Raw genomic sequence first — 12,023 nt, 5'->3', positions numbered from 1 at the left:
GGTTACCGTAGCGCTAACCCTGCCCGCACCCGTTCCGCCTTCCCTCTCCCCATTGGGAAAGGGAGGGACGCCGAAGGCGGCGGGGGGTGAGGACGGGGCCCGGCGCATCAGAACGGGCTGACGACGGAGAAGAAGCGGCTGAGCCAGCCCTGCCGCCCGGCGCGTGCGACATCGCCCTTGCCGGTATAGGCGATCTGCGCGTCCGCGACCCGCGTCGACAGGATGCGATTGTCCGCGCCGATATCGGCGGTACGGACGATGCCCTTGATCTGGAGGAACTCGTCGCCGCGGTTGAGCGTGACGCGCTTCTGCCCCTGCACCAGCATCGTGCCGTTGGGATAGACCTCGGCGACCGTCACCGAGACCTCGCCCGACAGCGAATTGGCCTGGTCGGCCTGCCCCGAACCGTCGAACCCGCGCGTGCCGCTCGCGCCGATATCGGTCGAGTTGAACAGCTTGAGCGGCCCGGTGGTCGGCGGCGTGACGCCGAACGAGCCCTTGGAATCGAGCTTCGACCCGGAGGATTTGGACGCCGCGGTGCGCTCGACCAGCACGATCGTCAGCGGATCGCCGACCCGGCGCGCGCGCCAGCCCTCGTAAAGCGCGGCATAGCCATCGCCCGCCTGGAAGATCGATCCGTTGGCGACCGGCGCGGGCGGCGCCAGCGGCGCGCGCACCGCGGTGAAATCCTCCGCCGGCTTCTTCTTGAACAGGCGGGCGTCGGCCGGGGCGGCGACACCGAGGACGAGCAGGCCGGCGATCCCGGCGCGGAACAGCGGAGCGGGCATCACAGGTTCTGGTTCAGCGTCTTGAGCATCTCGTCGGACGACGAGATCATCTTGGAATTGACCTCATAGGCGCGCTGCGTCTCGATCATGTCGACGAGTTCCTCGACGACGTTGACGTTCGACGCCTCGAGGCTGCCCTGGCGGACGTTGCCGCGGCCGTCCTGGCCGGGGATGCCCATGTTGGCGGCGCCCGACGAGGCGGTCTCCTTGAGGTAATTGTCGCCGGTCGATTGCAGCCCGGTCGGATTGGGGAAGCTCGCGACCTGGATCTGGCCGAGGTTGGTCCCCTCGTTCTGCCCGGGGATCTGCGCCGTCACCGTGCCGTCGGTGCCGATCGACACCGAGGTGGCGTTGGCGGGCACGGTGATGCCCGGCATCACCTGATAGCCTTCGGAGGTGATCAGCAGGCCTTCCGGGCTGCGGCTGAAATTGCCGGCGCGCGTATAGCCGAGGTTGCCGCCGGGCAGCTGCACCTGGAAATAGCCGTCGCCGTCGAGCGCCAGATCATAGGCGTTGCCGGTCTGCGTCAGCGAGCCCTGCGTATCGATCCGCGCCGTCCCCTGCACGCGCACGCCGGTGCCGAGGTTGAGCCCGGTGGCATATTTGGTGTCGGCGGTCGACGCCGCGCCGGGCGCGGTGATCGTCTGATAGGCGAGCGTCTCGAACGCGGCGCGATCCTTCTTGAACCCCGTCGTGTTGACGTTGGCGAGGTTGTTCGAGATCACCCGCATGCGCGTATCCTGGGCGTCGAGCCCGGTGCGCGCGATGTGCATGGCGGAGGAGGACATATCTTTCTTCCCTTAGCTCGGCAGACGCATCACCGAGGTGCTGCTCTCGTCCATGTCCTTGGCGGACTTCATCAGATTGGCCTGGACTTCGTAACTGCGCTGGTTCTCGATCATGTCGACCAGCGCCTGCGTCATGTTGACGTTGGAGGCCTCCAGCGCGCCGCCCTGCACCTTGGCGTCGAGATTGGCGGGGAGCACCCCGCCGCCCTTGACGCGCAGCAGATTGTCGAGGCCCTTGAGCGTCGTCGTCCCCTTGGTGTCGACCAGCTTGAGCCGGTCGAGCACCTGCGGGTTCTTGGCGTCGCCGCCCTGCGGCACGATGCTGATCGTGCCGTCGGCGGCGATCGTCAGGCTGTCGTGCGGCGGCACGGTGATCGGCCCCGCCTGACCCTGGACGATGAAGCCGTCGCCGGTCTGGAGCACGCCCGATGCCGCGATCTCGAGATCGCCGCGACGGGTATAGGCCTCGCTGCCGTCGGCGGCCTGCACCGCCAGCCAGTCGGTGTTGCCGCTGATCGCGACGTCGAGCGGCCGGCCGGTCGCCTGGATCGCGCCGGGGGCGCGATCGGCGTCGGTGACCTCTTCGCTGGTCGGCATGCGCGCCTCGAGCTGCGTGCCGCCGCCCTTCAGCTCGATCCGGTCGAAGACGACGCGATCGGCGCGGAAGCCGGTGGTGGACGCATTCGCCATATTGTTGGCGATCGCCGCCTGCGCCTGCATGTGCGCACGCAGCCCCGTCGCCGCCGTATAGACCAGTTTGTCCATCTAAAGCCTCCGCGCCGCGTCGCTCAGTTGCGGATCTGGATAATCGTCTGCGACACCTGATTGGCGGTATCGAGCGCCTTCGAGTTCGCCTGGAAGTTGCGCTGCGCCGCGATCAGGTTGACCAGCTCCTCGGTGATGTCGACGTTCGATCCTTCGATCGTGCCGCTCATCAGCGTGCCGAAGCCGTCGGCGCTCGCCATGCCGAGCGTCGCCGCGCCCGACACGCCGGTCGCCGCCCAATAGCTGCTGCCGATCTGGCGCAGGCCGGTCGGCGTCGAGAATTTGGCGAGCGCGACCTTGCCGAGCGGCTTGATGTCGCCGTTCGAGAAGCTCGCCTGGATCAGGCCCGCGTCGGTGACGGTGACGCCGGCGAGCTGGCCGACCGGAATACCGTCCTGCGTCTTGGCGTTGACCGCGAAGGCCGACGACAGCTGCGTCGAATTGGTGATGTCGAGCGAGATCGTCTGCGTCGCCGCGCCCGAGGTCGGGGTGAAGGCGTTGAAGTCGATCTTGGTCGGTGAGGTCGAGGTCAGCGCGCCCTTGTCGTCGAAGGTCAGCGTCACCTTGTTGCTCGTGTTGGGCGCGGTGCCGGTGGTCATCGCCTGGTCGCCGACGAAGGTATAGACGTCCCAGCTGCCGGTGGTGACCGGCGGGCCGTCGGTGCCCGTCGCGGTGCGCACGTAATAGCTGGTCATCGTCATCGGATTGCCGTTCGCGTCATAGATGCGCGAGGCGACCGAGTTGTTGTAGGTCGTCGTGTCGGTGCGATCGAACTTATAGTCGGCCGCGGCGCCCTTGACGGTCGAGGTCGACGACATCTGCACCGCGGTGGCGACCTTGCTGGTGCCCTTGGGCGTGCCGCTGGTCTGCTGGATCTGCAGCGTGGTCAGGCCCTTCTCGCCGGTGGCGGTGACGTTGCCGTCGCTGTCGACCGGATAGACCATCAGGTAGCTGCCCTGCGCGTCGACGACGTTGTTGTTCGAATCGACCGAGAAGCTGCCGTTGCGCGTGTAGGTGGTCGAATCGCTGGTGCCGGTCGAGCGCATCGTGAAGAAGCCTTCGCCGACCATCGCCAGGTCGAGCGCGTTCGACGTGGTGGTGAGGTTGCCCTCCTTGAACTGCTGCGTGTTGCCCTTCACCACGACGCCCGAACCGACCATCTTGCGCGGATCGGTCGAGGTGCTGGACGCGATGATGTCGGCGAATTCGGTACGGCTCTTCTTGAAGCCGGTGGTCGAGACGTTGGCGAGATTGTGGCTGATCGTCGCCATGTCGGTCTGCGACGCCTGGAGGCCGGAGAGCGAGGTGTAGAAGGACATCGGGTTACTCCTTGGAAGCGGATATCGGGAAAAGCGGGATCAGGTGGCGGACCGGACGTCGGCGGGATTGACGTCGCCGACGCCGAGCACCTTGAGCGTCGGCGAGCCGCTCGACGGCAAGGAGACGGATTCGACCGGCGCCCACACGAGGGTGCGGCTGGTCACGGTCTTGTCGCCGGCGGTGGCGAGCGCGGTGACCGTGAACGGCCCGTCGCCGGCGCTGTTGCCGGCGCCGTCCTTGCCGTCCCACTCGAAGGTCGCGGTGCCCTTCTTCTGCGCGCCGAGCGTCAGGTTGCGCAGCGTGCCGCCGTTGGCGTCGGAGATCGACACGGTGACCTGCGTCGCGTCGTCGTCGAGCTCGACCGCCCCGTCGAGGCTGCCGCTGGCGCGCGGATAGGCGGTCGATCCCTCGGTCAGCACCGTCTTGCCGACATAGCTCATCGCGTCGGACGCGGTGGTCGAGCCCAATTTGGTGGCGACGCTCGACAGCGTCTTGTTCATCTCGCTGATCCCGGCGACCGACGAGAATTGCGCCATCTGGGCGACCATCTGGGTGTTGTCCATCGGGCTCAGCGGGTCCTGGTTCTTGAGCTGCGTGGTCAGCAGCGTCAGGAAATCGGACTGGTCGAGCGTCGTCTTGGTCGCGGTCGGCGTCGTCGAGGCGCCGGTCGCCGTCGTCGTCGCGCTGGTGGAGCCCGACCGCTTGATGCCGAGCTTGTCGAGCGTCGCGTCGAACGTCGACTGCGTCGAGGTAATCGAGTCCACCATCATTAACGTCCCAGCTTGAGGGTATCGATGGTGAGCTGCTTGGCAGTATTCATCACCTCGACGTTGTTTTGATACGAACGTGCCGTCTCCATCATGTCGACGAGTTCACGGCTTTCATCGACCGCGGCCTGGTAGATATTGCCATCCTTGTCGGCGAGCGGGTTGTTCGGATCGTAGATCTTGGTCGGCGATTCACCGGCGGTGACGATCTTCTCGACGTCGACGGTGGCAAGGCCGCTCGCCGCGTCGAAGCTGGTGCGGAACACCGGCTTCATCGTCTTGTAGGCGGTGTCCGCCGAGCCGGTCGTGCCGCCGACATTGGCGAGGTTCGACGCGGTGGTGTTCATGCGGATGAGCTGCGCGCTCATCGCTCGCCCGGCGACCTGGAAGACGTTGATCGGATCGGCCATCGGCTTACTCCCCCTTCAGCGCGCGGGTGATCTGGCCGATCCGCCCGTTGAGGAACGACAGCGTCGTCTGATACTGGACGGCGTTCTCGGCGAAGGCGGTCTGCTCTTCGTTGAGTTCGACGGTATTGCCGTCCATCGAGGTCTGCAGCGGCACGCGGAACTTGGTCGCGGCGTCGAGGGTGCCGTTATTGTCCTGCTCCAGCGTGGCGAGCGCCGACTTGAAGTCGATGTCCTTCGCCTTGAAGCCGGGAGTCGAGGCGTTGGCGATGTTGGAGGCCAGCACGCCCATGCGCTGCCCGCGCACTTCGAGGGCGGCACCATGGACTCCGAACAAACTCTCTGCGGCCATCGGCCCAAATCTCCGGCGCACCATTGCGCTGCCCGGAGCTAAGCAACCGCCGTGCCAGTTTTCGATTCCGCGTGGCACCTGCCGCTTTTTCGCCGGCCGCGGACCCGGCGGCAAGGCCGGCGGCAAAGCCTTGCCGCCCGTTGCCGGGGAGCGGCAAAAGCTGCCGCCGGTCGACCGGCATGGTGTTCGAAAGCTTTACCAAATCGCGCCTGCGCAGGGCCCGGCGCGGCACCGGCGACCGGCGTCGGGGCGCCTTTACGAAACCCTCCGCCGCGCCCCTGAGAGCGCAACGTCTGCCAACCCGCGCCAGCGCTCCTGCGCACGCAGGAGCCCAGGGTTGCGGAGAACCGAAGTCGTTGCTCTGCCTGACCCTGGGTTCCTGCGTGCGCATAAAGACGATGCCGTCGCGCACCGACAAAGGCCGCAATGCTCCCGCCACAGTGCTCCCGCGAAGGCGGGAGCCCAGTAATTTTCTGCCGCAAGCGGTTGATCCGCTTGACCAATGGACGCCCGCCCGCGCGAGAATACTGCCGGACTCCGCAACCCCGCCCCATTGGCGAACGCTCCATGCCGGGCAATTTGGCCCGCCCCTTGCAACGTCACGCGCATGATGATCGCCCAATTCTTCGATCCGATCGCGCTCGCCATCGTCGGCGGCGGCACCGCGCTGGCCGCGATCCTGCGCGCGCCACTGCGCGACGCGTCGGGCGCGGTGTCCGCGCTGCGGGTGCTCGGCCGCCGGCGGTTCAGCGCCGATGCGCTGCTCGACCAGATCGCCGCACAGGCGCGCATCGCCAAGCGCCACGGCATCGTCGCGCTCGATCGCTCGGTGATCGCCGACCCCGATGTCGCCGCCGCGGTCGCCGCGATCGTCGACGGCGCCGGCGTCCGCGAGGTCGAGGCGCTGCTCCACCATCGCCGCGGCGCCCGCGTCGCGCGGCACGTCGCGCATGCCGACGTCTGGTCGGCGGCGGCGGAGGCGGCGCCGGCGATGGGCATGGTCGGGACGCTGATCGGCCTCGCCGGCATGTTCGCCAACATGACCGATCCCAAGGCGATCGGCGGCGCGATGGCGATCGCCCTGCTCGCCACGCTTTACGGGGCGCTGCTCGCCAATCTGGTGCTGATCCCGATCTGCCAGCGGCTGCGCGCCGCCGGCCGGATCGAGGCGTTCGAGCGCGCGCGCATCGACGCGCCGCTGCTCGCGCTCGCGCTGCGCGAAACCCCGCGCTCGCCTTTGCAGAGCGTCGCATGACCCACGCGCTCTATCCCGATACGCCGCCCGCCAAACCGCTGTGGCTGGTGACGCTCGCCGACCTCGCCCTGCTGCTGGTCGGCTTCTTCGTCCTGTTGCAGGCGAGCGAGAAGCCGCGCGCGATCACCGATGCGCTGCGCGAAAGCTTCGGCGGCACGCCAGCGCCCGCGCCATTGGCGATGATGGCGACCGGCGTCGCCTTCGCGCCCGGCAGCGCGGCACTGACCGACCCCGCCGCCGCCATCGCCTGGGCGCGTGACGCGGTGCGCGATCCGCGCGTCGCGCTCACCGTCACCGGGTCGACCGACGGCAGCGCCGCGGATGTCGACCCCGCCACCGGCAGCGCCGCGCTGCTCGCCGCCGACCGCGCGCGCAGCCTTGCCGCGGCGCTCGCCCCGGTCAGCCGCCGCATCGCCATCGCCACCAATCCCCGCCCCGGCCGCCGCGCCGCGATCCTCACGCTCGCCTTCGTCGGCGAGCCGCAATCCATGGACCAGCACCGATGATCCTCGCTCTTCTCCTTGCCGCAGCGCCGATGGGCGGCGCACTCGCCTTTCAGGATACCGGCGGGCTCGACCGTGCGGTCGCCGCCTTCACCAGCCGGCCGATCGGCGCGGAGGGCGGCGCGCGCACCGCGATCGACAGCCGGCTGCGCCTCGCGCTCTGCCCCACCGTCGCGCTCGCCTGGCGGACCGAGGCGCATGACGCGGTGGTCGTGTCCTGTTCGGGGCCCGACTGGCGCATCTTCGTCCCCGTCATCCGTCCCGCCGGCCCGGCCGCCGCTCCCGCCACCGCGCGCGCGCCGGTCGCCGCCAAGGCCGAACCGGTGATCCGCCGCGGCGACCCGGTGGTGATCGAGGCGGGATCGTCCGGCTTCTCGATCAGCCGCGAAGGCATTGCGATGGGCGACGCCCCGCCGGGCGGCCGCTTCCTCGTCAAGGTCGACGACGCCAAGGCGCCGGTACAGGCGATCGCGCTCGAAGGCGGCCGCGCCACGTTGCCCGGCTGGGGCGAATAGGCACGCCCGCCGCGCCGCGATTCTTTTTTCTAAAGGCGGGGCCCTACCGGTCGTTTACACCCATGTCAGGCAACACAGATAGGTGCGGACATGGTGGACTCGATCGGCACGACGCCGCTGAACGGAAGTGGAAGCGTCTCGCGCGTCGCCGCGCCGGCCGCGACGCCGGTGGTGCAGCCGGCGGTGCAGCAGGCGGCGCAACAGGCGCCCGCGGCCAGCAACGCGACGCAGCTCAGCAACCTCGCCCGCACGCTCGCGGCGGAACCGCCGGTCGACAGCGATCGCATCGACGAGATCAAGAAGGCGATCCAGAACGGCTCCTTCCCCATCCTGCCGGCGACGATCGCCGACCGGCTTCTCGCACTCCGGCTGAACTGGAATGGCCATGACGCGGCGTGATGCCCTCATCCAGGTGATCGACTCGCTCCATGCCGAGATCGACGCGCTCAAGTCCAACGACGTCCATGCGCTCGAACGCGCGACCCAGTCCAAGCTCGCCGGCATCGAACAGGTCGCCGCGCTCGGCACCGGCCCGGCCGGCGACGACGTGCGCGCGCTTGCCGACGAGGCCAACCGCCTCAACGAGACGTGCCGGATCTACGTCAACCTGATGGCGGCAAATGTTCGCCGCCGCCTGCAAATTCTGACCGGCGATGCCGGCCACGGCTACCGCCCGACGTTCGTCTCGGCCTGCGCCTGACATTGGCTCTTCCGCCAATGTCCAAACCGACTCTGCGCGAGCGCCGGACGCTTTATGTCATAGTTGGCACGGTTGTTGCTGAAGACCCTCTGACAACAGGGGTGTGCTTTCTTCGTAATGACCGTCAATCCGATTAGCTCCGGCCGGATCCAGTCCGCGATCGCGCTTGCGAGCAGCAAGACGGGCGTCGACTTCGATTATCTGCTCGGCCAGGCCAAGATCGAATCCGGGCTGAACGCCAACGCCCGCGCCGGCACCTCGTCGGCGTCGGGCCTGTACCAGTTCGTCGAACAAAGCTGGCTCGCGGTCGTCAAGAAGCACGGCGCCGAACATGGCATGGCTTGGGCCGCCGACAGCATCGGCCAGTCGCACGGCCATTTCACCGTCAGCGATCCCGCCACCCGCTCGGCAATCCTCGCGCTGCGCAACGATCCCACCGCCGCCTCGCTGATGGCGGCCGAACACGCCTCCGACAACAAGGGCGAGCTCGAAGGCACGCTCGGCCGCAGCGCCAACGGCACCGACCTCTATATGGCGCATTTCCTCGGGCTCGGCGGCGCCAAGAAATTCCTGTCGGCGATGCAGAGCAACCCCGATGCGTCGGCGGCATCCTTGTTCCCGCAGGCGGCGGGCGCCAACCGCTCGATCTTCTACGCCGGCAACGGCCAGCCGCGCTCGCTCGAGGCGATCTACCAGCGGTTCGCCGACAAGCTCGGCGCGGGCAGCGACAGCGTCACCGAGACGCGCGCCGCCAACCTCGCCTTCGCCGCCCAGTCGCTCGACCTCAACGGCTCGACCGTCGTCACCGGCGGCAACGAGAGCGCGGAGGATGCGCTCGCCTGGGCGACGCAGGCGATGGGGCGGCTCAATACCGCGCCGACCAGCGCCAATGCGCTGCTGCGCCCGTCCCCGGCCAATGCCCGGCTCGCCTATATGATGCTCGCGCAGATGGGGGGCCGCTGAGGTGAACAAGCTGCTCGCCTCCGGCCGCGGCGCGGCGCTGCCGCTCGCCATCCTGCTGCTCGTCGTCGTGATGGTCGTGCCGATCCCAGCCTTCCTGCTCGACATCTTCTTCGTGGCCAATATCGCGATCAGCCTCGCGGTGCTGATGGTGTCGCTCAACGCGCAGAAGCCGCTCGACTTCTCGTCCTTCCCGACGGTGCTGCTGTTCGCGACGCTGTTCCGCCTCGGGCTCAACGTCGCCTCGACCCGCATCGTGCTGGTCCACGGCCACGAGGGCGAGAGCGCGGCGGGTCACGTCATCGAGGCGTTCGGCACCTTCCTGATCGGCGGCGACTATGTCGTCGGCATCTTCGTCTTCGCGATCCTGATGATCATCAACCTGATCGTCGTTACCAAGGGCGCCGGCCGCGTCTCCGAAGTCTCGGCGCGCTTCACGCTCGACGCCTTGCCCGGCAAGCAGATGGCGATCGACGCCGACCTCAACGCCGGCCTCATCACCCCCGACGACGCCAAGAAGCGCCGTGTCGAGGTCGCGACCGAGGCCGATTTCTACGGATCGATGGACGGTTCGTCCAAGTTCGTGAAGGGCGATGCGGTCGCGGCGATGCTGATCCTCGCCGCCAACGTCATCGGCGGCCTGATCCTCGGACCCGTAAGCCACGGCATGACGATCGCCGCCGCGGCGAAAAGCTACATCCTGCTCGCGATCGGCGACGCGCTCGTCGCGCAGCTGCCGTCGCTGATGCTGTCGATCGCCGCCGCCGCGATCGTCACCCGCGTCTCGTCGGACAAGGACCTCGCCGGCCAGATCGGCGGCCAGTTCGGGTCCCCGCGCACCTGGACGCCGGTCGCGGTGATCCTCGGCCTGCTCGGGCTGCTGCCCGGCATGCCGCATCTCGTCATCCTCACCGCCGCGGGGATCGCCGGTTTCGCCGCCTGGAAGCTGCGCCAGATCGAGCGCCGCCCGGTGGTCGAGGCTGCGCCCGCGGTCGCCGAGGAGCCCGCCGACCCGTCCAAGATCGGCTGGGACGAGGTGACCGACGGCATGCAGGTCAATTTCGACATCGGCTATGGCCTGGTGCCGCTGGTCGATCCGCGCCGCGGCGCGCCGCTGATGGGCCGCATCACCGGCGTGCGCCGCCAGCTGTCGCGCGAACTGGGCTTCGTCGTGCCGCAATGCCGCGTGCGCGACGACATCAACCTCGCGCCCTATACCTATCGCATCCTCATCAACGGCGTCGTGCTCGGCGAGGATCAGGTGTCGCCCGACGAGATGCTCGCGCTCGACACCGGCCAGGCCTATGGCTCGCTCAGCGGCAAGAAGGCGAAGGACCCGACCTTCGGGCTCGACGCCACCTGGATCCCGTCGGGCGATGCCGATGCGGCGACCGGCGCGGGCTTCCTCGTCGTCGATGCCGGCACGGTGATGGCGACGCACCTCAACCATCTGCTCGGCGCCAACGCCACCGATCTGCTCGGCCCCGACGAGGTCCAGTCGCTGCTCGACGGGCTCAAGGAGCGCGCGGCGCAGCTCGTCGCCGCGCTCACCCCCAATCCGCTGCCGCTCACCACCCTCACCCAGGTCCTCAAGGGCCTGCTTGCGGAGAATATTCCGTTGAAGGAATTCCGTCGCATCGCCCAGGCGATCGCCGTTGCCGCCACGCGCAGCGCCGACGCCGAAGAGATCATCGAACTGATCCGCCCCGAACTCGGCCCGCTGATCATCCAGAAACTGTGCGGCATGCGCGAACCGCTGCGCGTGATGACGCTCGACGGCCAGCTCGAAGCGCTGCTCGGTCAGGCGGCACGCGCCGACAGCTCGCGCCGCCACGTCATCGAGCCCGATCTCGGCCGCCGCATCGTCGATGCGCTGCAGGAGGCGGCCCAGCCGCTGATCGCCGAGGCCAAGCCGTTCGCGCTGGTCGTCCAGCCGGCGATCCGCCTCGCCATCCGCAAATTGGTCAAGACGGTGCTGCCCGACACGCCGGTCCTCTCCTTCTTCGAGGTGCCCGAGGAGAAGGCCGTCGAGGTCGTCGCGGTGATCGGCCAGCAGCATCAGGCGCTCGCGGCATGAGCGCCGAGCCGATGCCGCAGGCGTTCACCGCCGCCACCCCGGCGCCCGCCGACATGGTGCCGCAGGCGCCGCTCACCTATTCGCGCGCCACCCGGCCGGGCGGCGATCCCGAGGCGATGATCCGCCAGTATCTGCCGCTGGTCCGGCGGATCGCCTGGCACGTCCACGGTTCGATGAGCACGATCGTCGAGGTCGAGGATCTGGTGCAGATCGGCCTCGTCGCGCTAGTCGAGGCGGTCGGCCAGGCCGCGGAGCAAGGCGCGCAGTTCCGCGCCTATCTCCAGACCCGCCTGCGCGGCGCGATGATCGACGAACTGCGCCGGCAGGCGACCTCGACGCGCGGGGCGATGCGGCGGCGGCGGCAATATCATGCCGCGATCGCGACGCTGACCGCGCAGACCGGCCGCCCGCCCGAAGAGGCGGCGGTCGCGCGCGAACTCGGCGTCTCGGTCGAGAAGCTGCGCGCCGATTACGTCACCGCCGAGGCGGTGCGGTTCGAGGCAATCGACGACATCTATTCGGACGATCTGCCCTGGTTCGCCGACGACACGCCCGACGCCTTTGAACAGCTCGCCGAGAGCGACCTGCGCGACACGCTGATCGCCGCGATCGGCGCGCTGCCCGAGCGCGAGGCGCTGGTCGTGCAATTGTTCTACGTCGAGGAACTCAACCTCGAAGAGATCGGCCGCGTCCTCGGCGTCGGTGCGGCAAGGGTCTGCCAGATCAAGGCTGCCGCGCACGGCCGATTGAAGAAAGCTTTGGCCCGCAAACTGTAATCCTCCCCGGCACGGGGAGGGGGACCGCCACGCGCAGCGTGGTGGTGGAG

The 12,023-nt window shown here is 68.6% G+C and carries 15 protein-coding genes; 8 read left to right on the top strand and 7 right to left on the bottom strand.

Going from position 1 to position 12,023, the window contains the following annotated elements; translation table 11 throughout:
• Positions 1-107 precede the first annotated feature (107 nt).
• Genes BW41_RS04660 through flgB form a run of 7 tightly spaced genes read right to left on the bottom strand, consistent with a single transcriptional unit; the run spans position 108 to position 5,187 of the window.
• Complete coding sequence (locus BW41_RS04660; RefSeq protein WP_051583249.1) at positions 108-788, bottom strand: flagellar basal body L-ring protein FlgH; 681 nt, start codon at positions 786-788, stop codon at positions 108-110.
• Positions 788-1,576, bottom strand: coding sequence for a flagellar basal-body rod protein FlgG (flgG, locus tag BW41_RS04655; protein WP_037531917.1), 789 nt, complete (start codon positions 1,574-1,576; stop codon positions 788-790). The genes BW41_RS04660 and flgG overlap by 1 nt, the downstream gene beginning before the upstream one ends.
• 12 nt (positions 1,577-1,588) lie before the next feature.
• Positions 1,589-2,341 (bottom strand): flagellar basal-body rod protein FlgF, encoded by a 753-nt coding sequence (gene flgF, locus BW41_RS04650; RefSeq protein ID WP_037531916.1) that lies wholly within the window; start codon positions 2,339-2,341, stop codon positions 1,589-1,591.
• 23 nt (positions 2,342-2,364) lie between these two features.
• Positions 2,365-3,660, bottom strand: coding sequence for a flagellar hook protein FlgE (locus BW41_RS04645; protein ID WP_037531913.1), 1,296 nt, complete (start codon positions 3,658-3,660; stop codon positions 2,365-2,367).
• A gap of 39 nt (positions 3,661-3,699) precedes the next feature.
• Positions 3,700-4,428, bottom strand: a complete 729-nt coding sequence (locus BW41_RS04640; protein WP_037531911.1) for a flagellar hook assembly protein FlgD — start codon at positions 4,426-4,428, stop codon at positions 3,700-3,702.
• A gap of 2 nt (positions 4,429-4,430) precedes the next feature.
• Entirely contained in the window at positions 4,431-4,838 is a 408-nt protein-coding gene (gene flgC / locus BW41_RS04635) for a flagellar basal body rod protein FlgC (RefSeq protein ID WP_037531910.1), read from the bottom strand.
• Positions 4,839-4,842: 4 nt separating this feature from the next.
• Positions 4,843-5,187, bottom strand: a complete 345-nt coding sequence (gene flgB, locus BW41_RS04630) for a flagellar basal body rod protein FlgB (RefSeq protein ID WP_037531908.1) — start codon at positions 5,185-5,187, stop codon at positions 4,843-4,845.
• Between the two features lie 610 nt (positions 5,188-5,797).
• On the opposite strand from flgB, the gene BW41_RS04625 reads away from it, so the two are divergent.
• From BW41_RS04625 to BW41_RS04590, 8 genes are all read left to right on the top strand, one after another.
• Positions 5,798-6,442 (top strand): MotA/TolQ/ExbB proton channel family protein, encoded by a 645-nt coding sequence (locus tag BW41_RS04625; protein WP_081792909.1) that lies wholly within the window; start codon positions 5,798-5,800, stop codon positions 6,440-6,442.
• Complete coding sequence (locus BW41_RS04620) at positions 6,439-6,948, top strand: hypothetical protein (RefSeq protein WP_235199516.1); 510 nt, start codon at positions 6,439-6,441, stop codon at positions 6,946-6,948. The genes BW41_RS04625 and BW41_RS04620 overlap by 4 nt, the downstream gene beginning before the upstream one ends.
• A complete protein-coding gene (locus BW41_RS04615) occupies positions 6,945-7,460 on the top strand; it encodes a flagella basal body P-ring formation protein FlgA (RefSeq protein WP_037531904.1) in 516 nt (171 codons plus the stop codon). The genes BW41_RS04620 and BW41_RS04615 overlap by 4 nt, the downstream gene beginning before the upstream one ends.
• A 90-nt stretch (positions 7,461-7,550) precedes the next feature.
• Entirely contained in the window at positions 7,551-7,859 is a 309-nt protein-coding gene (gene flgM, locus BW41_RS04610; protein ID WP_037531903.1) for a flagellar biosynthesis anti-sigma factor FlgM, read from the top strand.
• Positions 7,846-8,160, top strand: coding sequence for a flagellar protein FlgN (locus BW41_RS04605; RefSeq protein ID WP_152542114.1), 315 nt, complete (start codon positions 7,846-7,848; stop codon positions 8,158-8,160). The genes flgM and BW41_RS04605 overlap by 14 nt, the downstream gene beginning before the upstream one ends.
• Positions 8,161-8,277: 117 nt before the next feature.
• A complete protein-coding gene (locus BW41_RS04600) occupies positions 8,278-9,123 on the top strand; it encodes a flagellar protein FlgJ (protein WP_037531899.1) in 846 nt (281 codons plus the stop codon).
• 1 nt (position 9,124) lies between these two features.
• Positions 9,125-11,197 (top strand): flagellar biosynthesis protein FlhA, encoded by a 2,073-nt coding sequence (gene flhA / locus BW41_RS04595; RefSeq protein WP_037531897.1) that lies wholly within the window; start codon positions 9,125-9,127, stop codon positions 11,195-11,197.
• Positions 11,194-11,973: a sigma-70 family RNA polymerase sigma factor gene (locus tag BW41_RS04590; RefSeq protein WP_037531895.1), complete on the top strand. Its 780-nt coding sequence runs from the start codon at positions 11,194-11,196 to the stop codon at positions 11,971-11,973. The genes flhA and BW41_RS04590 overlap by 4 nt, the downstream gene beginning before the upstream one ends.
• Positions 11,974-12,023 lie beyond the last annotated feature (50 nt).

This window comes from Sphingomonas sp. RIT328 (genome assembly GCF_000632225.1).
Taxonomy (GTDB): domain Bacteria; phylum Pseudomonadota; class Alphaproteobacteria; order Sphingomonadales; family Sphingomonadaceae; genus Sphingomonas; species Sphingomonas kyungheensis.
This window is presented reverse-complemented; position numbering and strand designations above follow the sequence as displayed.